19 protein-coding genes and 1 tRNA gene are annotated in these 22,625 nt (G+C 63.4%); 13 read left to right on the forward strand and 7 right to left on the reverse strand.

What is annotated here, in order from left to right:
• The coding region (locus FJ490_RS19275; RefSeq protein ID WP_140728892.1) for an aminotransferase class I/II-fold pyridoxal phosphate-dependent enzyme at window positions 1–396 on the forward strand (396 nt) is incomplete at its 5' end.
• A 74-nt stretch (window positions 397–470) separates the two neighbouring features.
• On the opposite strand, the gene FJ490_RS19280 is transcribed toward FJ490_RS19275, so the two are convergent.
• The gene (locus FJ490_RS19280; RefSeq protein WP_140560858.1) at window positions 471–1,637 is read right to left on the reverse strand and encodes a pyridoxal phosphate-dependent aminotransferase; all 1,167 of its coding nucleotides are present in this window, start codon (window positions 1,635–1,637) and stop codon (window positions 471–473) included.
• Between the two features lie 110 nt (window positions 1,638–1,747).
• A complete protein-coding gene (mscL, locus tag FJ490_RS19285) occupies window positions 1,748–2,170 on the reverse strand; it encodes a large conductance mechanosensitive channel protein MscL (RefSeq protein WP_140496583.1) in 423 nt (140 codons plus the stop codon).
• A 213-nt stretch (window positions 2,171–2,383) separates the two neighbouring features.
• Between mscL and FJ490_RS19290 the strand changes: the two genes are divergently transcribed.
• Window positions 2,384–5,890, forward strand: coding sequence for a NahK/ErcS family hybrid sensor histidine kinase/response regulator (locus FJ490_RS19290; protein WP_140728891.1), 3,507 nt, complete (start codon window positions 2,384–2,386; stop codon window positions 5,888–5,890).
• A 173-nt stretch (window positions 5,891–6,063) separates the two neighbouring features.
• Here the strand turns inward: FJ490_RS19290 and FJ490_RS19295 are convergent, their stop codons facing one another.
• Window positions 6,064–6,723 (reverse strand): response regulator transcription factor, encoded by a 660-nt coding sequence (locus FJ490_RS19295; protein ID WP_140513279.1) that lies wholly within the window; start codon window positions 6,721–6,723, stop codon window positions 6,064–6,066.
• Between the two features lie 126 nt (window positions 6,724–6,849).
• Window positions 6,850–7,284 (reverse strand): hypothetical protein, encoded by a 435-nt coding sequence (locus FJ490_RS19300; protein WP_140496589.1) that lies wholly within the window; start codon window positions 7,282–7,284, stop codon window positions 6,850–6,852.
• A gap of 107 nt (window positions 7,285–7,391) precedes the next feature.
• Here FJ490_RS19300 and FJ490_RS19305 point away from each other — a divergent pair, with 107 nt between their 5' ends.
• Both FJ490_RS19305 and FJ490_RS19310 read left to right on the forward strand, forming a co-directional pair.
• The gene (locus FJ490_RS19305) at window positions 7,392–7,742 is read left to right on the forward strand and encodes a DUF952 domain-containing protein (protein WP_140496591.1); all 351 of its coding nucleotides are present in this window, start codon (window positions 7,392–7,394) and stop codon (window positions 7,740–7,742) included.
• Window positions 7,739–8,818 carry a quinone-dependent dihydroorotate dehydrogenase gene (locus FJ490_RS19310; RefSeq protein WP_140728890.1) on the forward strand — a complete coding sequence of 360 codons (1,080 nt, stop codon included), beginning with the start codon at window positions 7,739–7,741 and terminating at the stop codon, window positions 8,816–8,818. The genes FJ490_RS19305 and FJ490_RS19310 overlap by 4 nt, the downstream gene beginning before the upstream one ends.
• Here FJ490_RS19310 and FJ490_RS19315 read toward each other — a convergent pair.
• Window positions 8,811–10,073, reverse strand: a complete 1,263-nt coding sequence (locus FJ490_RS19315; RefSeq protein WP_224518988.1) for an MATE family efflux transporter — start codon at window positions 10,071–10,073, stop codon at window positions 8,811–8,813. The two genes, FJ490_RS19310 and FJ490_RS19315, sit on opposite strands and share 8 nt — an antisense overlap.
• A 228-nt stretch (window positions 10,074–10,301) precedes the next feature.
• On the opposite strand from FJ490_RS19315, the gene FJ490_RS19320 reads away from it, so the two are divergent.
• A complete protein-coding gene (locus tag FJ490_RS19320) occupies window positions 10,302–11,204 on the forward strand; it encodes a histone deacetylase (protein ID WP_140496597.1) in 903 nt (300 codons plus the stop codon).
• Window positions 11,205–11,207: 3 nt separating this feature from the next.
• Here FJ490_RS19320 and FJ490_RS19325 read toward each other — a convergent pair whose 3' ends face one another.
• On the reverse strand, window positions 11,208–11,471 hold the full coding sequence (locus FJ490_RS19325; protein WP_140496599.1) for a DUF6460 domain-containing protein: 264 nt from the start codon (window positions 11,469–11,471) through the stop codon (window positions 11,208–11,210).
• A gap of 441 nt (window positions 11,472–11,912) precedes the next feature.
• Here FJ490_RS19325 and FJ490_RS19330 point away from each other — a divergent pair, with 441 nt between their 5' ends.
• The 5 genes from FJ490_RS19330 (at window position 11,913) to FJ490_RS32740 (ending at window position 17,349) form a co-directional block, all read left to right on the forward strand.
• A complete protein-coding gene (locus FJ490_RS19330; protein WP_140728889.1) occupies window positions 11,913–12,941 on the forward strand; it encodes a glycosyltransferase family 2 protein in 1,029 nt (342 codons plus the stop codon).
• Between the two features lie 69 nt (window positions 12,942–13,010).
• On the forward strand, window positions 13,011–14,501 hold the full coding sequence (locus tag FJ490_RS19335; RefSeq protein ID WP_140728888.1) for a hypothetical protein: 1,491 nt from the start codon (window positions 13,011–13,013) through the stop codon (window positions 14,499–14,501).
• Window positions 14,502–14,703: 202 nt separating this feature from the next.
• Entirely contained in the window at window positions 14,704–16,596 is a 1,893-nt protein-coding gene (locus tag FJ490_RS19340; protein WP_140728887.1) for an acyltransferase family protein, read from the forward strand.
• 108 nt (window positions 16,597–16,704) lie between these two features.
• Window positions 16,705–16,778: transfer RNA gene (locus FJ490_RS19345), tRNA-Gly, on the forward strand.
• A 205-nt stretch (window positions 16,779–16,983) separates the two neighbouring features.
• Window positions 16,984–17,349: a hypothetical protein gene (locus FJ490_RS32740; protein WP_181165284.1), complete on the forward strand. Its 366-nt coding sequence runs from the start codon at window positions 16,984–16,986 to the stop codon at window positions 17,347–17,349.
• Here the strand turns inward: FJ490_RS32740 and FJ490_RS19355 are convergent.
• Window positions 17,327–18,316 (reverse strand): LysR family transcriptional regulator, encoded by a 990-nt coding sequence (locus tag FJ490_RS19355; protein ID WP_140513261.1) that lies wholly within the window; start codon window positions 18,314–18,316, stop codon window positions 17,327–17,329. The two genes, FJ490_RS32740 and FJ490_RS19355, sit on opposite strands and share 23 nt — an antisense overlap.
• Window positions 18,317–18,605: 289 nt before the next feature.
• Here FJ490_RS19355 and chvE point away from each other — a divergent pair, with 289 nt between their 5' ends.
• The 3 genes from chvE to mmsB all read left to right on the forward strand — a co-directional run bounded on the left by chvE (window position 18,606) and on the right by mmsB (window position 22,596).
• Entirely contained in the window at window positions 18,606–19,676 is a 1,071-nt protein-coding gene (gene chvE / locus FJ490_RS19360) for a multiple monosaccharide ABC transporter substrate-binding protein (protein ID WP_140496611.1), read from the forward strand.
• Window positions 19,677–19,774: 98 nt separating this feature from the next.
• Entirely contained in the window at window positions 19,775–21,307 is a 1,533-nt protein-coding gene (mmsA, locus tag FJ490_RS19365) for a multiple monosaccharide ABC transporter ATP-binding protein (RefSeq protein WP_140496613.1), read from the forward strand.
• Window positions 21,304–22,596 (forward strand): multiple monosaccharide ABC transporter permease, encoded by a 1,293-nt coding sequence (gene mmsB, locus FJ490_RS19370; protein WP_140496616.1) that lies wholly within the window; start codon window positions 21,304–21,306, stop codon window positions 22,594–22,596. Before mmsA ends, mmsB begins: the two co-directional genes overlap by 4 nt.
• Window positions 22,597–22,625 lie beyond the last annotated feature (29 nt).

Consider the following 22,625-nt stretch of genomic DNA (forward strand, 5'->3'; position numbering starts at 1 on the left):
AAGCGCTCGCAGGCCGAGCGTGACGCCCAGCAGCAGCAGGCGACGCGGACCAAGCAGATCCTCTCCGCCGCCGGCCTCCCGGTGATGGAATCGGCGACCCACATCGTGCCAGTGCTGGTTGGCGACCCCGAGCTTTGCAAGATGGCAAGCGACCGGCTGCTCGGCGTGCACGGCATCTACATCCAGCCGATCAACTATCCGACCGTGCCGCGCGGCACGGAGCGGCTGCGCATCACGCCGACGCCGTTCCATTCGGATGCGCTGATCGCCGAGCTGCAGGACGCCCTGGTCGAGACCTGGGACGCGCTCGGCATTTCCTATGGTTCAGCAGGACGACCTTCCGTGGCCAAGACCGACCGGATCATTCCCCTGCTGGTGCCCAAGTCAGGCGGCTGAAAGCCGTTTGAAACTCCACTCCGGCGGCCATCTGGCGCGCCGGAGCGACTTTCAATTCGGGCTTCGTCAATCTCTCAAACAGCTGTCATCCACTTCGCAAGCCGGTGCGCCGCCTCCTCGAGCTGGTCGAGGCGGCGGTGGAAGCACAGCCTGAGGAAGGCTTCGCCGCCCGGGCCGAAAGCCGTGCCCGGCGCCAGGCCGACATTGGCCTTGTCGACGATCTCGAAGGCGGCGCTGCGCGAATCGGTAATGCCGTCCACCCTGAAGAACAGATAGAAAGCACCTTGCGGCACAGTGAACCGGGCGCGGTCGGTGGCGCCGAGAATGCCGCAGACCAGATCGCGCGCCTTTCTTGCCCTCTCCACCTGTCCGGCGACGAAGACATCGCCTTCATCGAGCGCCGCGACCGCGCCGCGCTGCATGAACTGGGCGACACCTGAATTCGAATACTGGATCAGGTTCTCGAACACCTGCTGCAAGCTCGGATGGGTCTTGATCCAGCCGACGCGCCAGCCGGTCATCGCCCAGTTCTTGGAGAAGCTGTTCACGAACAGGATGCGGTCCTCTGCGGTCGCGATGTCGAGGAAGGACGGCGCGCGGCCTTGGCCATAGTGGAACAGCGAATAGATCTCGTCGGCGATGATCCAAAGGCCATTTGCCCGGGCGAGATCGAGAATGGCGCGCAAAGTCTCATGGTCGGCGGTCCAGCCGGTCGGATTGGACGGCGTGTTGACGAACAGCGCCCTGGTCCTGGGCGTGATGGCGGCCGCGATCTTCTCGACGTCGCACGACCAGCCATTGCCGGATTGATCGAGCGTGACCGGCACCGGCACTGCACCGGCGATGGCGGCGGCGGCGTCGAAATTCGGCCAGGCGGGCGACAGATAGATCACCTCGTCGCCGGCACCGGCGAGCGCGTCGAGCGCAAGCTGGATCGCATGCATGCCCGAGCCGGTGACGATGAATTCGTCCTCGGCGAAGTGTTTGCCGAAATGCCTCTGGTAATAGCGGGCAAGCGCCTGCCTGAGATCGGGGATGCCCCTCTGCCAGGTGTAGAACGTCTCGCCACCGGCCAGCGCCTTCGACGCGGCATCGGTGATGAAGGACGGCGTCGGCAGATCGCCCTCGCCGGCCCAGAGCGGGATCAAGCCGTCGCGCAGCCTGCCATAGTTGACGACGGCGACGATACCGCTTTCAGGCGCAGCCAGGGCCTCGGGGCGCAGGTTCTGGATCAGGGTCATGGGCAGGTCCGTTCGAACAGGGATAGCATGCCGGCTGTTCTACTACGGGCAAAAGCAAAAAACCCCGGCGGTGAACGACCGGGGTTTTGGTCCAGAAAAACCTGATGTCTTTATCTCCTGGCGAGCAGATCGCGGATTTCGGTCAGAAGCTGCACATCGGCAGGCGGCGGCGCGGCGGCAGGCGCGGGCTTTTCGGCCTCCAGGCGCCTGCGCAGGTTGTTCACCGCCTTGACCATCAAGAAGATGATGAATGCGAGGATGAGAAAGTTCAGCACGACGGTGATGAAGCTGCCATAGGCGAAGACGGCGCCCTCTTTCTTTGCCTCCGCCAGCGTGCCCGAGTGGACGTTCGAGGACAGTCCGAAGAAGTAGTTGTTGAAGTCCAACCCACCGAAAATCGCGCCCACGATCGGCATGATGATGTCGTTGACAAGGGAATCGACGATCCTGCCGAAAGCAGCGCCGATGATGACGCCGACGGCCAGGTCCATCACATTGCCCTTGGAAATGAATTCCTGGAATTCTTTCAGCATTTCGACCCTCCTTGCCATGATCGGCCGCATTCTCCAGCGCCGGCCAAGCCCACAATAGCAAAAACCTCCGGTTGCAAAACCGGAAAAAGGGCCAAGGCACCGGTTTGTTTTTACCCGCATCATCAGACGTCCATGCGCCGATGGACTCAGCTTCCAAGCTGTGGTTGCGTGCGGTGAGCGGGCGTCGAGCCGGCCAGGGAGGAAGCGCGAGCCGTGCAGGGCTTGTTCATCGTTGTCATCGCGATCGCTTATGTGACGCTTCTATTCGCCATCGCCAGCCTTGGCGACCGCCGCTCGGCCAGCTCCGGGCCCGGTCGCGCACGTCCGTTCATCTACGCGCTCAGCCTGGCCATCTATTGCACCTCCTGGACGTTTTTCGGTTCTGTCGGCCTGTCTTCCGAGCGCGGCCTGGAGTTCCTCGGCATCTACACCGGCCCGGTGCTGGTGTTCGTGTTCGGTTTTCCCTTGCTCAACCGTCTCGTGCGGCTGGCCAAGACCGAGAAGATCACCTCGATCGCCGACTTCCTCGGCGCGCGCTATGGCAAGAGCTTCACCGTGGCCGCCATCGCCACGCTGATCGCGACCATCGGCGCGGTGCCCTACATCGCGCTGCAGCTGAAGGCGATCTCCGGTTCCGTCAGCCTGATGGTCGAGCATTACACCGGCTCGCCGCCCTCGTTCGATCCTTTCGTCAGCGACATCTCGCTGGTGGTCGCCATGCTGCTGGCGCTGTTCGCGGTGCTGTTCGGCACGCGCCACGCCGACGCCACCGAGCACCAGGACGGGCTGGTGCTGGCGGTGGCGGTCGAAACCGTGGTCAAGCTTGCCGCCTTCCTGGCGATCGGCCTGATGGTCACTTTCCTGATCTTCGGCGGGCCCGGCGACATGTTCGGCAAGCTGGCCGAAAACGGCCAGGTGCGGCAGGCGATGAGCTATTCGACGTCACTCGCCACCTGGCTGGTGCTGACCTGCCTGAGTGGCTTCGCTATCATCCTTCTGCCCCGGCAATTCTACGTCACCATCGTCGAGAACCGCAGCGAGGCGGAACTGCGCACCGCGACATGGGTGTTTCCGCTCTATCTGGTGGCGATCAACCTGTTCGTGCTGCCGATCGCCTTCGCCGGACTGTCGCTGGTCGGCACGAAGACGAGCAGCGACCTATATGTGCTGTCGCTGCCCTTGTTCGGCGGTCACGATTTCCTGGCCATGGCTGCCTTCATCGGCGGCCTGTCGGCGGCCACCGCCATGGTCATCGTCGAGAGCGTGGCGCTGTCGATCATGATCTCCAACGACCTCATCATCCCGCTGTTCGTGCGGCGGCTGCTGAGGACGACGTCTTCCGAAAACGAGGACTGGTCGACGCTCATCCTCAACGTGCGGCGGGCATCGATCTTCATCATGCTTTTCATCGCCTTCCTCTACTACCGCGAGAGCACCGACAGCGCGCGGCTGTCGTCGATCGGCCTGATGTCGTTCGCGGCGATCGCGCAATTCGCGCCGGCGCTGATCGGCGGGCTGATCTGGCGCGGCGCCAATGGCAGGGGCGCGGCCCTCGGCATGGTCGCCGGCATCCTGATCTGGGGCTACACGCTGCTGTTGCCGTCGCTCGTCGCGCCCGAAACCGGCATATTGGTGCATGGCCTGTTCGGCTTCGAGGCGCTGCGGCCGCAGGCGCTGTTCGGCACCGTCGCGGAGCCGTTGAACCACGGCGTGCTGTGGAGCCTGTCGATCAACGCACTGTTTTTCGTGCTGGGCTCGCTGTCGCGCGCCGCGGTGCCGCTGGAGCGCATCCAGGCGTCGATCTTCGTGCCGCGCGAAGCCGGGCCGATGCCCAGCCTGCGCCGTTTCCGCACCGCCGTCACCGTCAACGACCTGAAGGACACCATCGCGCGCTATCTCGGCGTGCAGCGCACCGAGCGGTCGTTCCAGTCCTTCGAAAAGACCACCAACGTCATCCTGCATGGCAATGAGCAAGCCAGCATGGACGTCATCCGCTTTTCCGAGCAGCTTTTGGCCAGCGCCGTCGGCTCTTCGTCGGCGCGGCTGATCCTGTCGCTGCTGTTTCGCCGCCACGACCGCGAATCCAGGGATGCCTTCCGGCTGCTCGACGACGCCACGGAAGCGTTGCAACACAACCGCGACCTGTTGCAGATCGCGCTCGACCAGATGGAACAGGGCATCACCGTCTTCGACCGGGATTTCCGGCTGATCTGCTGGAACCGCCAGTACCGCGAGCTGTTCGACCTGCCCGACGACATGGGCCAGGTCGGCGTCTCGCTCGACCAGATCCTGCGCCATCTGGCGGAGCGCGGCGATATCCCGACCGACCAGCGGGTGACGATGCTCAACCGGCTGACCAGCTTCGTCAGCCCCTGGCAGATGGAACTGAAGACCAGCGGCCGGATCCTGGAGCTGCGCTCCAACCCGATGCCGGACGGCGGCATCGTCGCCACCTATGCCGACATTTCCGGCCGCGTCGAGCAGGACCTGGCGCTGAAGCGGGCGAACGAGTCGCTGGAACAGCGGGTGAAGACCCGCACCATCGAACTGACCAGGGTCAACGAGGAGTTGACCCGGGTCAACGAGGAACTGGCGCAGGCGCAGATGCTTGCCGAGGAGGCCAATCTGGGCAAGACGCGCTTCCTCGCCGCGGCCGGCCACGACATCCTTCAACCGCTCAACGCCGCCAGGCTCTACTGCTCGTCGTTGATCGAAAAGGCCGGCAAGGGCCCGGCCGGCAAGGCCGCGGTCAACATCGACTCCTCGCTGGAATCGGTCGAGACCATTCTGGGCGCCGTGCTCGACATTTCCCGCCTCGATGCCGGTGCCATGAAACCGGACGACACGGCCTTCAACCTAGACGCATTGCTGCGCCAGATCGGCAACGATTTCCGGCCGCTTGCCGCGGAAAAGCAACTCAAGCTGACGATCATGCCCTCGTCGCTGACAGTGATGACGGATCGCAACCTGTTGCGCCGCCTGATCCAGAACCTCGTTTCCAATGCCATCAAATACACACGTCACGGCCGCATCCTGGTTGGCGTGCGGCGGCGCGGCGAACTGGCGGAAATCCAGGTGATCGACACTGGCATCGGCATTGCCGGCGACAAGCTGAACACGGTGTTTCGCGAATTCACCCGGCTGGACGAAGGCGCGCGCGAGGCCGAAGGCCTCGGCCTCGGCCTTTCGATCGTCGATCGCATCGCGCGGGTGCTGAGGCTTGAGATCCGTATTTTCTCCAATCCGGGCAAGGGCACGCGCTTTTCCGTCATCCTGCCGGTGGCGGCCGTGCAGGAACCGAAACGCGAGGTTGAAACCAGGGCGCCGGCCCGCGCGGCGGCTTCGCTGTCCGGACTGAGCGTGCTGTGTATCGACAACGACGCCCGCATCCTGGAAGGCATGCGGCTGCTGCTCGAAGGCTGGGGCTGCGCCGTCGAGACCGTGTCCGGCACAACGAACCGGGATATCGCGATCCGCCGCCCGGACATTGTCCTTGCCGACTATCATCTCGATGGCGAAACCGGCCTCGACGCCATCGTCGGGCTGCGAGCGATCCACGGCGACGACCTGCCCGCCGTGCTGGTCACCGCCGACCGTTCCAACGAGGTACGCACGGCGGCGGCCGGGCTCGACGTCCCGGTGATCAACAAGCCGCTCAAACCGGCCGTGCTGCGCTCGATGATGGCCAGGGTCAGGCCGCTGGCGCCGGCGGCGGAGTAACTGTCAGATCTGCTTCATTTCGGCCCCGCCGACGGCGCCCAGGCTTCGAGATAGGCGCAAAACATGTCGGCCATCGCATCGGCATGGCTTCTATCTCTGCCGACGGGCGAGGCGTTTCCGAAAAACTGGTCGCCGGGCCGACATCCGCATAACCATCCGCCAGGTTCGGGCGCTCAGCTCACCGGCTGCAGCGGATCGCTGCCGATCTTGGACAGCAGGATCACCGCCTGGGTGCGGCTGTCGACGCCGAGCTTCTGCAATATCGCCGAGACATGCGCCTTGATCGTCGCCTCTGAGACGCCGAGCTCATAGGCGATCTGCTTGTTGAGAAGGCCTTCCGCCAGCATGCCGAGCACGCGGGTTTGCTGCGGCGTGAGCGCCTGCAAGCGCTTGATCAGGTCCGATATTTCGGGATCGCGCTCGACACCGAGATCGATGCCGGCCGGTGCCGCGATATCGCCCGCAAGGACCGATCGCACGGCGTCGCGGATTTCCTCCATGCTGGCCGATTTGGAGATGAAACCGGACGCGCCGAGGTCGAGCGCGCGCCGGATGGTCGCCGGGTCGTCATGGGCGGAGACCACCACCAGCGGCGCCGCCGGATGGATGCCGCGCAACGAGATCAGGCCGGAAAGGCCGCTCGCGCCCGGCATCGACAGGTCGAGCAGCACCAGATCGACCTCCTCGTTGGCCACGACCAGCGCCTTGGCGCTTTCGAAATCGCCGGCTTCGTGAATAGCGGTGACATTGCCGATGCCGGCAAGCGCTTCGCGCAACGCACCGCGAAACAGCGGGTGATCGTCGGCGATGACGAAAGAATAGCCTGATGGCAAATATCCCTCCCCGGATCCCTTGATGGTCTTCTGTTTTCTCGGGACCTGATGCAACGATTATGAGGCGCTTCGCGCTGTTTTCAAGCAGCAAAGCCGGCGCACCGGATTTCCCCAGACGGCCTGTCTTCAGGTCTTCTGCGAGTTGGGTTTGGCGCCGTCGCCGCTGTCCTTGTCCATATCCTTGACGATGCCCATGAAGCCCTTCAGGAAACGCTCCATGTAGCTCATCGTCTTGTTGAAATCCTCCTCGCTCGGCAATGTCGATTCGAGGCGGGCCGAGAGCGAATTCTCGAGCCTGGTGACGCGCTCGTCCATGGCTTTCATCGAAGTTTGCAGGCGATCGACCTCGTCCTGGAAGGCAGCGCGTTCATCGGCCGCCATCTTGCAGACGAGTTGGCCGGAGCGCTCCTCGCAGATCGACATCGCGCCTGTCTGCGTGTCCATGCGGACATAGCCGTTGGCGGATTTCTCCAGACGATAGCGGTCGGTCTCCTCGGAAAAGGCGGACGCCGCGACCAGCGAAACGAGCGCGGCGGGGATCAAGATGTGCTGCAGACGCATGTTGTCCTCCATGGCCAAAGCCTGAGATATCGCATGTTTGCGCCGGAAATGGGGAAGATCCTTGGCACGGCCTTCCCCGCACGGCTGGTTCGGACTATAGCGCAACCATGTCTCAGATTATCTACAAGATAACCCCGGAAGGGCCCTGGCGCGAGGCCGAAGCGAACGGCCGCTTCACCGGAGCGCCGATCGATGTCGCCGACGGCTTCATCCATTTCTCCACGGCGGCACAGGTCAAAGAGACGGCGGCGAAACATTTTGCCGGCCAGGCGGGGCTTCTGCTGGTCGCCATCGACGGGACCAGCCTGGGCGATGCGCTAAAATACGAGGCCTCCCGCGGCGGCGCGCTGTTTCCGCACCTCTACGGCGTGCTCGACCTGAAAGCCGTGCTGTGGGTTCGGCCGCTGCCGCTCGGCGCCGACGGCACCCACCAGTTCCCGGCGCTGGAGGCCGAATGAGCGTGCTCGACCGGATTGGCCAGAAGCTGCTCTTCACGTTCGACCCGGAAACCGCGCATGGCCTGTCGATCGCGGCGCTGCGCTGCGGCCTGCCGGTCGGCGCACGGACGGCGCGCGACGCACGGCTGAAGGTCAGCCTCTGCGGCCTCGATTTTCCCAATCCGCTCGGCATGGCTGCCGGTTATGACAAGAATGCCGAGGTGCCCGATGCGCTTCTCGGCCTCGGCTTCGGCTTTGCCGAGGTCGGCACGGTGACGCCGCTGCCGCAGCCTGGCAATCCGAAGCCGCGCATCTTCCGGTTGCCGGCGGATGAAGCGGTGATCAACCGGCTCGGCTTCAACAATGAAGGCCATGCGGCCGCCGAGAAACGCCTGGTCGGCCGCGAGGAGCGCTCCGGCATCGTCGGCGTCAACATCGGCGCCAACAAGGACAGCGCCGACCGCGTCAACGACTATGAGCGCGGTGTCATCCGCTTCGCGCCTTACGCCAGCTATCTCACCGTCAATATTTCCTCGCCCAATACGCCCGGCCTGCGCACCATGCAGGCGCGCGAACAGCTTGGCGAGCTCCTGTCGCGCGTCATGGCCGCGCGCGCGGCGGCGGCAAGGCAGCCGCCGGTGTTTCTCAAGATTGCGCCGGACCTGGTCGAAGCCGAGCTGGAAGACATCGCCGCCGAGGTCACCCAGAAGGCCATAGACGGCATCATCGTCTCCAACACCACCATTTCTCGCCCGGCGCTACGCTCCAGCGGCGCGGCAAGCGAGACCGGCGGGCTTTCCGGCCGGCCGCTATTCGAGCGCTCGACCATCGTGCTGGCCCGTATGCGCAGGCTGCTGGGGCCGGACATGGCCATCATCGGCGTGGGTGGGGTCAACTCCGCCGAGACTGCGCTGGAGAAGATCCGCGCAGGCGCCGATCTCGTCCAGCTTTACACCGGCATGATCTATGCCGGGCCGGCGTTGCCGGGGCGCATCGTCGCCGGCATGGCGCGTTTCGCCGAGACGGAACGGCTCAACTCCATCAGCGACTTGCGCGACCGCCATCTCGACCAATGGGCTTCAAGGCCGCTCAACTGAACGCCGTCCGCAGCCGCAGCCGCAGGATGGCCAACAGGCTGAGGCCACGCACCAGCAGGAAGACATGCAATGCCGCCCACAGGCCATGATTGCCGAAAGCAGGCGCCAGCGTAATCAGCGCGGCGGCGAAGGCCAGGAAAGACAAAAGCATCATGTTGCGCATGTCGCGCGACCAGGTCGCGCCGATGAAGACGCCGTCCATCTGGAAAGCCAGCACGCCGCTCAGTGCGGTGAAGGCCGCCCAGGGCAGGTAGGTGTCGGCCACCGAGCGGACTTCCTGCGACGTGGTGACGACGGCAACCAGATTGGCACCGGCCAGCAGAAGCACCAGGGTTGCGGCGCCCGCCAATCCGAAACCCCAGAACAGGGTCAACCGCACCGCGCGCCGGAACGGGTGCTCAGCCCGCGCACCGACGGCGCGGCCGGCGAGCTGTTCCGCGGCGGTGGCGAAACCGTCGAGGAAATAGCCTGCGACGAGGAAAAAATTCATCAGCACGGCGTTGGCGGCCAGCGTAACCGTGCCGAATTGCGCACCCTGGCGGGTGAACAGCGCAAAGGCGGCAAGCAGCGAGAACGAGCGGATCATGATATCGCGGTTGAGCGACAGCATGCGCAGGAACGCGCTCATGTCGAGCAGGCGTTGGCGTGGCACGGGCGGGCTTGCCCTGAACCGCCTGATGACGATGGCGAGGCCAAGCAACATGGCCAGGAATTCGCCGGTGACGGTTGCCCATGCGACGCCGGCGACGCCCCAGCCAAGCTCCAGGCCAAGCAGGATGCAGAGCGCGATGTTGATGCCGTTCAGCACCAGCTGCAGCACCAACCCGAGCCCGCCCTCGCCTCGGCCGAGGACATAGCCGAGAATGGCGTAGTTGATAAGCGAGAAAGGTGCCGCGAGCAATCTGATGCCGATATAGACGCCCATCGCCTCGCTGACGCGCGGCCCGGCATCCATGAACCACCGCCCGCCGGCCGCGATCAGCGGCGAAAGCGCCGCCAGCACGATGCCGGCGACAACAGCGATCAGCACCGCGCGCCAGAACACCGCCTGTTCCTCCAGCGCGTCGTTGCGCCCGAAAGCCTGGGCGACCAGACCGGTGGTGCCGGAGCGCAGGAAATTGAAGGTGGTGAAGACGACGTCGAAGACCAGTGCGCCTGCCGCCAGGCCGCCAAGCAAGGCGGCGTCGCCGAGCTGTCCGACAACAGCCGTATCGACCATGCCGAGCAGCGGCGTCGTCAGGTAGGCGAGCGTCATCGGCACGGCGATGACGAGCACCGTGCGGTTGGTGACGACAAAGGATCCGGGAACGATTGGGGATCCGGCGTCGGCTGGGATTGCACCCTTCTCCAAAGAATTGCTGCCTTGCTGATTGCGGCTTGATCGAACAGCCGGTGTGCCCCATTTTCCGGCCACCGCGCAATCCATCCTTGCCATGGCGGCCAACCGAAATTCCGGTCTGGCGCGAGCCGCCGGATCCGGTCCATGTCCCTCCAGATCGTCCATCACCCCGACTACGACGCCGGCTTCGCCGTCAACCATCGCTTTCCGATGAGCAAATATCCGCTGCTGATGGAAGCCTTGCGCGCACGCGGACTGGCCATGCAGGGGGCGCTCAGCATGCCGGAAGCGGCGCCGGCGCCATGGCTGAAGCTTGCCCATGCGGCCGACTATGTCGACCAGGTCATCAGCTGTTCGGTGCCGGACAAGATCGAACGCGAGATCGGCTTTCCGGTCGGCCCACGCGTCTCGCTGCGCGCCCAACTCGCCACCGGCGGCACCGTACTGGCGGCCCGGCTGGCCTTGCGCCACGGCATCGCCTGCAACACCGCCGGCGGCAGCCATCATGCGCGGCGCGCGCAAGGCGCGGGCTTCTGCACCTTCAACGACGTCGCCGTCGCTTCGCTGGTGCTGCTCGCCGAAGGCGCGGCGCGGAACATACTCGTGGTCGATCTGGATGTGCATCAGGGCGACGGCACGGCGGATATCCTGGCCGGCGATCCGCGCGTGTTCACCTTCTCCATGCATGGCGAGCACAACTATCCCGCGCGCAAGATCGCCTCCGACCTCGATGTCGCACTGCCCGACGGCACGGGCGATGCCGCCTATCTCGAAAGGCTGATCGCCATCTTGCCGGAGCTGTCCGCTCATGCGCGCTGGGACATCGTTTTCTACAATGCCGGCGTCGACGTCCATGTCGAGGACCGGCTCGGCAGGCTGGCGCTTTCAAACGACGGGCTTCGTGCCCGCGACGCCATGGTCATCGGTCACTTCCGCTCGCGCGGCATCGCGCTATGCGGCGTCATCGGCGGCGGCTATTCTACCGACGTAGCCGCGCTCGCGGCGCGCCACGCCATTCTGTTCGAGGCGGCGGCGGACTACGCCTGACCGCTATTTCCTGTAGTTGGCGATTCTGAGCAGGATGAACGCCGGAACCACGATCGCCGCACCCAGCAGAATATAACCCAGGAAGCGGTCGATGGCATGGAAGCCCAGATTCCAGAGATCCAGGAAGAATTTGCGGATGCCATAGAGCACGTCCATCGGCGACCAGCCGAAGGCGGTCATGACGAGGCCGACGAGGAACGACACCACCAGCAACTTCAGGAGTACCCTGAGCGGGGTGTCGCCGAGAAAGCGCGTCAATGCGGACAAGACCTGTCTCCGGCTCTGATCGCCCGATTCGGCGACAGGATCAGAAATACGCACTTGGCCGCCCCGCTTCAAGCCGGGCGGGCCAAGGCTCTGAACCTGGCTGACAAAGCCTATGACGGCCGGTCCGGCGGTGCCGCCGGCTTTTCATGATAGGAATTTTTTCCTTGACGGGGTGAGGGCAACTATGGTAGATATTTGGCTATGGTGCTGAGTTGCGCCAGGGACCCGCCGCACAGGCGGGTTTATCCGTTCAAGGCTCCGTCAACAGCGCACCGTCGAAGGCTCCGAAGGAACTCGTTAACGCGGATCGTGCCCTGGTACCAAGCCGGCGACCATAGGCGCATGGCAGGCGAGCAGCCGGCGGCGGCTGATCGCGGCCGGCTTATCTGTTTTCTAACCAATTGCCGCTATTGCCATTCCTGGAGCGGGAGCCAGGCTTTGATGGAAGCGGAAAAAATCGGCGCGCGCCGCGCGGTCATGCTTTCGGTTGTCGTGCCGTGCTATAACGAGCGGGACGGCGTGGCTGAGCTTCACCGACGCGTCACCGCCGCTTGCCTGGCGCAAAACCCTTCCTACGAGATCGTGCTCGTCATCGACGGGGCGACCGACGGCACCCGCGAGGCCGTTTTCGAACTGGCGCAAAAGGACGACCATGTCGTCGCCATCGACCTTGCCCGCAACTATGGCCACCAGATCGCGCTGAGCGCGGGGCTGGAGTTCTGCCGGGGCCAGCGCATCCTCATTCTCGATGCCGATCTCCAGGATCCGCCTGAACTGCTCGGCGCGATGATGGCGAAGATGGATGAAGGCTTCGACGTCGTTTACGGTCAAAGGGCCAAGCGTGATGGCGAAGGCTGGTTCAAGCTGGCTTCCGCGTCGATATTCTACCGGCTGCTGCGCCGGATGGTCGACGTCGAGATCGCGCCGGACACCGGTGATTTCAGGCTGATGAGCCGCCGCGCCCTCGATCATCTGAACGCCATGCCGGAGCGCTACAGGTTCATTCGCGGCATGGTGAGCTGGATCGGGCTGAGACAGGCCGCCTTTTCCTATGAGCGGCAACGGCGTTTCGCCGGCGCCACCCACTATCCGCTCAAGAAGATGGTTCTCCTGGCTGTCGATGCGATGACCAGCTTTTCCATCGCGCCGTTGCGGTTTGCCTCGCTTCTGGGAATGCTTTCCGGCGCACTGGGAATGGTCGTGCTCGGCTATACGCTGCTCGAATGGTCGCTGGGAAACGTGCTGCCGGGCTGGACCAGCCTTGCCGCGATCATGCTGATCCTGGGCAGTGTTCAGCTTCTGGTGCTCGGCATATTCGGCGAATATCTCGGCCGGATGTACATGGAGACGAAGCGGCGGCCGCTCTATTTCGTCAACGAGATCGTTTCGCGAAGCGATGTGGCCCTCGAAAACAAGGACCTGCCTGTCCACCGCCTCCAGGAAATGGTGAAGAGAGCCGCGCGTGGCTAAGGCGACGATCGACCGGCCGCGACCGGACCTCTCGACCGGAACGAGCGCGAAATGGCCGGGGGCCGCGACATGAACCAAGCCACGGCAATCGCGATGGCTACGCCGTCGCTCGAAGACGCACAGCGCAGCAGGCTGTTGTTCTGTCTTTTCTGCGCCTGCACCGTTGCCTACGTGCTGATGAGGCATGCCAACTCCCTCCTTCTGGATCCTGACAGCTGGTGGCAGGTGAAGGTTGGGCTGGATTTCCTGGCGAACCGGACATTTCCGACTGTCGATCCCTATTCCTATACCTTCGCCGGCCAGCCCTGGATCGCCAAGGAATGGCTGGGGCAGGTGCTTCTGGCCCTCGCCTATGACGCCGGAGGCTGGAATGGCGTCGTCACGCTGATCATCGCCACGATCGGCCTGACAGTCTTCCTGATGGGATGGTTCCTCAGCGCATGGCTGAAGCCGGTGTTAGCGGTGGTGCTGGCTTTCGTCGCGGCTTTCCTTGTCGCCCCGATCTATACCGCGCGCCCCCACGTCTTCACTTTGCCGATCATCGTCATTTGGACGGCAATGCTGTTTCGCGCGGCGCAGGAGGAAAGAGCGCCATCCCCGTGGCTGCTCGCGCTCGTCGTGTTGTGGGCGAACCTGCATGCCACATTCACCTTGAGCTTCGTCATCGCCGGCTTTGCCGGTCTGTATCTCCTGTCGCGCATAGGCCTGTCGAAACCGGTTCTCCTGGCGAAATGGGTCGCGTTCGGCCTGCTCTGCCCAGTGGTCAGCCTGGTCCATCCCTATGGCGTCAAGGCCATCCTGGCGACGCTTACCGTCGCCTATGGCAATGAAGCGGTGCCGCTTATCCTGGAGTGGCGGCCCTTCAACGCCCAGGAAGAGCTCGTCAAGGAAGCCGTGATGCTGCTGGCGCTTTTCGGGCTGTTGGTGTCACGGCTGCGGATCGGCTGGGCCAAGGCACTGTTCATCCTCTTCACCCTGCATGCCTATCTCAGTCACCAGCGGTTCATGTATCTGTTCTTCCTGCTGGTTCCGCTGGTGATCATGGCTGAGGTCGCACAGCAATATCCCGCACTTTCAGCCGCGACCTGGCTGGCGCAAAAGCGCGACGGATTGGAAAATTTCTTCGCCAGGCATTACTACGCAATCTCAGGCGCGGTGGCCGTCCTGCTGATCGGCGCGGTCTCGGTCCTCGGCAGCGTCCAACAGATCGCGCCGAGCCCGAAGACGTCCGCCAGCGGAGCACTCGCCTTCGCAAGGGATCAGCACCTGTCCGGCAACGTGCTGAATTCCTACAATTTCGGCGGCACGCTGATCTTCCACGGGATCAAGACCTACATCGACGGCAGGACGGACCAGCTGTTCCTGGACGGGTTCACGAAAACCGACGACGCGACCGGACACAGTGACGGCAAACCACTGCTCGAGGCCCGGCTGAAGAAATACGCCATAGGCTGGGCGCTGCTGGCGGCCGGCGACACCCGCATTCCCTTCTTCGAGGAATTGGGCTGGAAGCGGGCCTACGCGGACGAATACGCCGTGATCTACCTGCCCGGCGCCTGATCCGCGGCGCCAGCCCAAACCGGCTTCGGCCCTCCAGCATTCGCCTTGACACCGATGTTGCGGTGCAGCAAATTGCACCGGAGAGGACGAACAAAGTGGGATCGAGAATCAAGGCTTTCTCGCATCGCGGCAATGCCGCCGCATGGGCCGGTGAACCGGGTGCGCCACGACTGCCGCCGGCCATGGCGCGCGAACCGGCCGCATGAACTACAGACGCGACATCGACGGCCTGCGGGCCATAGCGGTGCTGCCTGTCGTCCTCTTTCATTTCGGCTTGTCCGCCATCCCAGGCGGCTTCACCGGCGTCGACATCTTCTTCGTCATATCGGGCTATCTGATCAGCGGCAGCCTGCTCGACGATCTCGAACGCGGCCAGTTTTCGATCGGCCGCTTCTATTGGCGCCGCGCTCGGCGCATCCTGCCGGCGCTGACCTTCGTCATCGTGCTCGCAGGCACTGCCGCCTGGTTCATCCTTTTGCCATCGGACCTGCACGAATTCAGCCTCAGCGTCATCGCGGCCTCGACCTTCTGGTCGAACATCTATTTCTGGAAGACGACGAACTATTTCTCGATCGACGCCGAGCTGCGGCCGCTGCTGCACACATGGTCGCTCTCGGTCGAAGAGCAATATTACATCTTCGCGCCGATACTGGTGTACCTGATCTATCGCTATGCCTCGAAACGCTGGCTGACGATATTGCTGCCGATCGCGATCGGCAGTTTCGTCTTGGCGGTCATGGCGACCTCGATGGCGCCCACGGCGGGTTTCTACCTGTTGCCGACGCGCATCTGGGAACTGGCGCTGGGGGCCATGCTGATGCTGAGAAAGCCGCCGGCACTTGCCAGCCAGCCGGCAATGGAACTGATCGGCCTCGCCGGCTTTGCCATGGTCGCCTTCGGCTTCGTCACGATTTCGGAGAGCGACCCCTTTCCGGGCTACAATGCCTTGTTCCCCTGCATCGGCACCGCGCTGCTCATCTATGCCGGCCACGAAAGGGCGGGCGAACAGGGGCCGGCAACCATCGCCACGCGGGTGTTGCAGTTTCCGCCGCTGGTCTGGATCGGCCTCATTTCCTATTCGCTCTACCTCGTTCATTGGCCGATCAATTCCTTCGTCCATTACGTTTCGCTGAAAGCCATCGGCGTGCCGACGATCATCGCCATGACCGTGGCAAGCTTCGCCCTGGCGGCGTTCTCGTGGAAATATGTCGAGCAGCCGTTTCGGCGGAAACGGGCCTACACCGCACCGCTGCCTATCTTCGCCTTTTCCGCGACGGCAATCGTCCTGCTCTGCGTCGGCGGCGTGGCCGGGGCGCTCGGCAACGGTTTTCCGGAACGCTTCCCGGACTTTTCAACGGAACGGATCCAGGTTGGCGACTGGCGCAACGGCATCTGCTTCAACGAAGGCTCGAACCGGATCGAGGACTGGAACCTTGCCGCCTGCACCCGAACGAGCGGCTTTGCCACCAATGTGCTGTTGTGGGGCGATTCCTTCGCCGCCCACTATGTCTCGGGACTTGAAGCCAACGCCCAGAAAATCCAGGCTAACGTCATCCAATACACCTATGCCGGCTGCCCCCCGGACCTGACCTATTTTTCCTATGCCCGACCTGCCTGTACCAGCTTCAACGAGCGGGCCATGTCGATCATCCGCGAAGCCAACATTCAGGCCGTGATCCTGAGTGGCCGATGGACCGACTACGAGGTCAGGGGCTTCGGCGGTCTCCAGAAGACGATCGACCGGCTTCGCCAGATGGGCGTCAAGGTCTACGTCATCGGCCAGTCTCCCGAATTCATCGCCGACGTCCAGAAAATCGCCTTCTTCGCAAGACGAGGAGATGCCGCGAACATGTCCTGGCCGATGGCCATGGATCCGGACATCAACAAGCGGGTTCTGCCCTTCGTCAAAGGCGCTGACTTCATAGACCCGCTGACCTATCTGTGCGACGCCGCAGGCTGCTCGTATGCCGATGCCGGCAACAAGCAATTTCTCTATTTCGACTATGGTCACTTCTCTTCGGCGGGCGCAGCACTCGCCATCTCGAGATACTGGCCGAGCTTTGCAGCCGGCACCGAGATCGCGAAAGTGAGATAGCAGACGGAACCGGCATGCGGCGCGCCGGTCGCTGGGACGGTACCGTGTGGAAAGTGAGCCGCTTTGCGATTGCCCGATGGCCAGCCCTCATGGTAACGAGGCTGCTGCGCGGGTATGATGTAATGGTAGCCTGTCAGCTTCCCAAGCTGAACGCGCGGGTTCGATTCCCGCTACCCGCTCCAGTCTGCGCAGCAAGGGGCTTGCACCCTTGCCAAGCCGCTCCAACTATCGGTTTCGCACGCATTCCGGGAAAACCGCTCCAGCCGTTTTCCCGGCATCGCTTTAGAGCCAAACACTGACCCAGACGCGCCTGCGCCAGCAGCGGACATGGCGGCGACCGCGGCGCCAATAGCTGCGGCAGACCCTGCGCCAGGCGCGGCGGCGCCCATGACGACGGTGCCGGCGATGCCACCGGCGATGCGAGATCTGCTCCACCTCGACTTGATCGTCTCCTTCGAAGACGGCCGCATCAGCCCTGTCGAGGTCGTCCTTATCGAGTTCGTCAAGGATTCCGTTGCCGTTCGGGACCCCGGCAACTGCTCTGCCAGGCCTGGCCAGGCCTGCAAAAGCAACTGCCCCCGCGACGCCAAGCATTCCAGTAAGAAACAACCGACGTTCCATCAAAATCTCCCGAGTTGTTTATCATCGGCGCATCGTTCCCCGGCTCAAAACGAGCTCCGGCGCGAACGCCGATTGGCCTTTGAACGCACTTACCTGGTTTTTGTTCCGGTCACCCCACTTCGCGCAGGATGAAATCATGCAGCATCTTCGCCGCCGGCGACAGCGCACGGTTCTTCACTGTGATCAGGCTGTAAGGCCGAACCTCGATGTCGAATTCGGTCTGCACGACGTCGATGGCGCCGGCCAGCCCTTCGGGATTCTGGATGAATTTCGCCACCTGGACCGAGACCGGCGCGATGGCGTCGGAGTGCGCGACCATGACCAGGGTCAGGAGCAGCGAACTGGTGTTGAGGATGCGGTCCGGCAGCGCGATGTTGCGGTTCAGGAAATTGCTCTCCATGGCCTGGCGCAGCGGCGAGCCGCCGGACTGGAAAACCCAGTCATAGGCCGCGGTCTCCTCCAACCGCACCGCCTTGCCCTCGGTCAGCGGATGGCCCCGGCGCACGATCAGGCAGGCTTTCTCGACGCCGATCACACGGGACTCGAACAGCCGCGGGTTGAGATCGTCGGGGATGCGCGCGATGATGAAGTCATGGCGCGACGCGATCAACTCGCGCGCCAGCACGTTGGAGGTCTCGACCTGCATGGTGATCTCGATGCGCGGGTAGATGCGGCGGATTTCGCGGATCGCCGGCACCGCGAGCTCGATCGCGGGCGCCGTCACCGCACCAAGGAACACCGAGCCGCCCTTGCCCGCCTTGAGTTCGGAGATCTCGCGATCGACCTCGCGCATCTCCAAAAGGATGGAGCGCGCGCGCCTGGCGAGCGCCTTGCCATAGGGCGTCAAGGTGACGCCGCGCGGCAGCCTTTCGCAGAGCGTGACGTCCAGCACGGCTTCCATCTCGGCGATCATGCGCGAGGCCGCCGGCTGTGAGATATTCATGACCTGGGCGGCGGAACTGACCCGGCCGTGATCGTCCAGTGCAACGATCATGCGCATATGGCGCAGGCTGAGGCCGCTGCGCAGCAGGGTCTCGCCGTCACCGGGGAGCACCTCGTAACCTTCTGAAATCCCGCCAGGATTGCGCAACGTTGCCATTGATTTCCCTTCGCTCCCAATGCCCTTGAGTTTAGCGTCAACGTATACCAGTTTCGGTATAGCAATCATCAAAGATCGCATTTGACAGTTATGGCAAAGGGACACACCCTTCGCGCGTCCTGGGGCGTGCCAGTCGATGACGAGGAAAATCGTGTCGATTGAAATCAGTCCCAGGGCCGATTGGGAGGATACCGGAGATCGATAGACGACAGCGGCGCTTGCGCTCCTGCTCGCCTGCGCGGCCCGCGAAGCCCCGAGGTGTCGCGTCCATCAACCAGGGAGAGTAATTGTGAAGATCATCAAGACGCTGGCCGCCGTCGCGGCCCTTGGCATCGCTGCCATGACCTATTCGGCGCACGCCGCCGACAAGGGTCTCGTCGGCGTGCTGATGCCCACCAAGACCTCGCAGCGCTGGATCAACGACGGCGATGCCGTCAAGTCCCAGCTCGAGGCTTTGGGCTATACGGTCGACCTGCAATATGCGCAGGACGACATCCCCAACCAGCTCAGCCAGCTGGAAAACGAAATCACCAAGGGTCCGAAGGCGCTGATCATCGCCTCGATCGACGGCACCACCCTGTCGGATGCGCTGCAGAAGGCCGCTGATGCCGGCGTCGTCGTCGTCGCCTATGACCGCCTGATCAAGAAGACGCCCAATGTGGACTACTACACCACGTTCGACAATTTCGGCGTCGGCGTGATCCAGGCGAATTCGCTGGTCAAGGGCCTCAAGGAGCGCTTCCCGAATACCAAGCCGTGGAACGTCGAATTGTTCGGCGGCTCACCCGACGACAACAACGCCTTCTTCTTCTACAATGGTGCGATTTCCGTCCTGCAGCCGCTGATCGACGACGGTTCGATCAAGATCAAGTCCGGCCAGACCGGCATGGACAAGGTCGGCACGCTGCGCTGGCTCGCCGCCACCGCCCAGGCGCGCATGGACAATCTGCTGTCGGCCAACTATTCGGACGGCAGCCGCGTCGATGGCGTTCTGTCGCCCTATGATGGCCTGTCGCGCGGCATCACCGCCTCGCTGCGCGCTGTCGGTTACGGCACGGAGGCCCAGCCGTGGCCGATCGTGACCGGCCAGGACGCCGAGACCGCCTCGGTGAAGCTGATCATCTCGGGCGAGCAGTACTCGACCGTGTTCAAGGACACCCGCGAACTGGCCAAGGCCACCGTCGAGCTCGTCGACAAGGTGCTCTCGGGCGGCAAGCCGGAAGGCCTCGACACCAAGACCTACAACAACGACGTCAAGGTCGTTCCCTCGATCCTGCTGACGCCGCATGAGGTCGACAAGTCGAACTACCAGGCCCTGGTCGTCGACTCCGGCTACATCAAGGCCGACGAACTGAAGTAAATTCGGTTGTATAGCCAGGGGTCCTGCGCAACGCAGGGCCCCTTTTCGTTCACCAGCGACCCCGGTATTGTTGCGGGTCTCGCAGGAGCACTTTACCCATGGCCTCGACGATTTTGGAGATGCAGGACATCACCAAGACGTTTCCCGGCGTCAAGGCGCTGTCGAACGTCAACCTTCGGGTCGAGGAAGGCGAGATCCACGCCGTGGTCGGCGAGAACGGCGCCGGCAAATCGACGCTCATGAAGGTGCTGTCGGGCGTCTATCCCTCCGGCACCTATGACGGCCAGATCATCTTTCAGGGCCAGGAATGCCAGTTCAAAGGCATTCATGACAGCGAACGCAAGGGCATCGTCATCATCCACCAGGAGCTTGCGCTGGTGCCGATGCTGTCGATCGCCGAAAACATCTTCCTCGGCAACGAACACGCCCGATACGGCGTCATCGACTGGAATGCCAACGAGGCGCGCACCAGCGCCCTGCTGAAGAAGGTGGGCCTCAAGGAGGACCCCAAGACGCTGATCACCAATATCGGTGTCGGCAAGCAGCAGCTGGTCGAGATCGCCAAGGCGCTGAGCAAGGAGGTCAAGCTCCTGATCCTCGACGAGCCGACGGCGTCGCTCAGCGAAAAGGACAGCCAGGCGCTGCTCGACCTTCTGCTCGAATTCAAGCGGCAAGGCATGACCTCGATCCTGATCTCGCACAAGCTCAACGAGGTGAACCGGGTCGCCGACAAGGTGACCGTCATCCGCGACGGGCGAACCATCGAGACGCTGTCCAGGAAGGACATCTCGGAAGACCGCATCATCACCTCGATGGTCGGCCGTTCGCTCGACGACCGCTACCCGCCGCGCGAGCCCGATATCGGCGAGGTCGTGTTCGAGGTGAAGAACTGGTCGGTCTATCACCCGCTCCACGCCGAGCGGCAGGTGATCAAGGGCATCGACATCAATGTGCGCAAGGGCGAGGTGGTCGGCATTGCCGGGCTGATGGGCGCCGGGCGAACCGAATTCGCCATGAGCCTGTTCGGCCGCTCCTATGGGCGCCGCATCACCGGCGAGGTGCTGCTCAAGGGCAAGCCGATCGACGTCTCCTCTGTGAGCAGGGCGGTCGAACACGGCATTGCCTATGTGACCGAGGATCGCAAGACCTACGGCCTCAACCTCATCGACCATATCAAGCACAACATTACGCTGGCCAATCTCGGCGGCGTGTCGCGCCACAGCGTGATCGATGATTTGCGCGAGCTTGCCGTCGCCAACGACTATCGCAAGCAGACCAACATCCGCGCCTCCAGCGTCTATCAGATGACCGGCAATCTTTCCGGCGGCAACCAGCAGAAGGTGGTGCTGTCGAAATGGCTGTTCGCCGACCCGGAAGTGCTGATCCTGGACGAGCCGACGCGCGGCATCGATGTCGGCGCCAAATATGAAATCTATACGATCATCGCGCGCCTTGCGGCCGAAGGTAAGGCGATCGTGGTCATCTCGTCGGAAATGCCAGAACTGCTCGGCATCACCGACCGCATCTATGTCATGAACGAAGGCCGCATCGTCGGCGAAATGCCCGCGGCGGACGCAAGCCAAGAAAGAATAATGCGCGCCATCGTTCGGGGAGAAGGAAAAGCAGCATGAGCACGGAAAGCGCCCCCGCCCCGCAAAGCAACGTCGCCGAAGATGTAGGGCAGCGTCCACGCATCGCCGTATCGGCGCTGGCGACGAACCTGCGCGAATACGGCCTGATCCTGGCGCTGATCGCCATCATGGTGTTCTTCCAGTTCACCACCTCGGGAACGCTGTTCAAGCCGGTGAACCTGAGCAATCTGGTGCAGCAGAACTCCTTCATCATCGTGATGGCGCTCGGCATGCTGCTGGTCATCGTATCGGGCCATATCGACCTCAGCGTGGGGTCCGTGGCCGGCTTCATCGGTGCGCTGGCGGCGATGATGATGGTGATCTGGCCTCTCGGCATATTCAGCAACCCGCTGGTGGTTTCCATCGTCTGCCTGATCGTTGGCGGCCTGATCGGCGCGGCGCAAGGCTACTGGATCGCCTACCATCGAATACCGAGCTTCATCGTGACGCTGGCCGGCATGCTGATCTTCCGCGGCATATGCCAGGCGCTGCTCGGCGGCGGATCTTCGGTCGGACCGCTGCCGCCCGAGTTCAAGGCGCTCAGCTCCGGCTTCATTCCAGATGTCATCGGACCGCTGACGCTGATCCCGCCAACGGTGAATGCAGCCGGCAAGACGATTATGGGCAGCGGTCTGACGCTGCACATGACGACGATCGTGCTGGGCCTGATCGCCGTGCTGGCCTATGCCTATTTCGGGCTACGGACGCGACGCAAACGCGAACGCCACGGCTATGAGGCCGAGCCCTTTACCCTGTTCGTCATCAAGACGCTGGTCGGCAGCGCGCTGGCGCTGTTCCTGGTCTACCAGTTCGCCAGCTATCGGGGCCTGCCGGTGGTGCTGCTCGTCATGGGCCTGCTGATCTCGCTGTTCGTCTTCGTCACCAAGCGCATGACGATCGGCCGCCGCATCTATGCGATGGGCGGCAATGCCAAGGCCGCGCAGCTGTCGGGCATCAAGACCGAGCGCCTGACGCTTTACGTGTTCGTCAATATGGGCGTGCTGTCGGCGCTTGGCGGCCTGATCATCGCGGCACGCCTTGGCCAGGCCGTGCCGGCGGCAGGCCTCGGCAGCGAGCTCGACGTCATCGCCGCGGTGTTCATCGGCGGCGCCTCGGCGATGGGCGGCGTCGGTCAGGTCATCGGCGCGGTGGTCGGCGGCTTTATCATGGGCGTGATGAACAACGGCATGTCGATCATGGGCGTCAATGTCGACTGGCAGCAAGTGGTCAAGGGCCTGGTGCTGCTCGGCGCCGTGATCTTCGACGTCTACAACAAGAACAAGGCCTGAACAGGTTTCAGGCGAGGCAAGCAGGAGGC

The organism is Mesorhizobium sp. B2-5-11 (genome assembly GCF_006440835.1).
Classification (GTDB): Bacteria; Pseudomonadota; Alphaproteobacteria; order Rhizobiales; family Rhizobiaceae; genus Mesorhizobium.

What these genes read in the sequence shown, in the direction of transcription:
- FJ490_RS19355 (WP_140513261.1), bottom strand. Translation starts at nt 18,316, where the DNA reads ATGGCAACGTTGCGCAATCCTGGCGGGATTTCAGAAGGTTACGAGGTG.
- FJ490_RS19340 (WP_140728887.1), top strand. Translation starts at nt 14,704, where the DNA reads ATGAACTACAGACGCGACATCGACGGCCTGCGGGCCATAGCGGTGCTG.
- FJ490_RS19310 (WP_140728890.1), top strand. Translation starts at nt 7,739, where the DNA reads ATGAGCGTGCTCGACCGGATTGGCCAGAAGCTGCTCTTCACGTTCGAC.
- FJ490_RS19315 (WP_224518988.1), bottom strand. Translation starts at nt 10,073, where the DNA reads ATGACGCTCGCCTACCTGACGACGCCGCTGCTCGGCATGGTCGATACG.
- mmsA (WP_140496613.1), top strand. Translation starts at nt 19,775, where the DNA reads ATGGCCTCGACGATTTTGGAGATGCAGGACATCACCAAGACGTTTCCC.
- FJ490_RS19300 (WP_140496589.1), bottom strand. Translation starts at nt 7,284, where the DNA reads ATGCGTCTGCAGCACATCTTGATCCCCGCCGCGCTCGTTTCGCTGGTC.
- FJ490_RS32740 (WP_181165284.1), top strand. Translation starts at nt 16,984, where the DNA reads ATGACGACGGTGCCGGCGATGCCACCGGCGATGCGAGATCTGCTCCAC.
- FJ490_RS19320 (WP_140496597.1), top strand. Translation starts at nt 10,302, where the DNA reads ATGTCCCTCCAGATCGTCCATCACCCCGACTACGACGCCGGCTTCGCC.
- FJ490_RS19335 (WP_140728888.1), top strand. Translation starts at nt 13,011, where the DNA reads ATGAACCAAGCCACGGCAATCGCGATGGCTACGCCGTCGCTCGAAGAC.
- mscL (WP_140496583.1), bottom strand. Translation starts at nt 2,170, where the DNA reads ATGCTGAAAGAATTCCAGGAATTCATTTCCAAGGGCAATGTGATGGAC.
- FJ490_RS19305 (WP_140496591.1), top strand. Translation starts at nt 7,392, where the DNA reads ATGTCTCAGATTATCTACAAGATAACCCCGGAAGGGCCCTGGCGCGAG.
- FJ490_RS19280 (WP_140560858.1), bottom strand. Translation starts at nt 1,637, where the DNA reads ATGACCCTGATCCAGAACCTGCGCCCCGAGGCCCTGGCTGCGCCTGAA.
- FJ490_RS19330 (WP_140728889.1), top strand. Translation starts at nt 11,913, where the DNA reads ATGGAAGCGGAAAAAATCGGCGCGCGCCGCGCGGTCATGCTTTCGGTT.
- mmsB (WP_140496616.1), top strand. Translation starts at nt 21,304, where the DNA reads ATGAGCACGGAAAGCGCCCCCGCCCCGCAAAGCAACGTCGCCGAAGAT.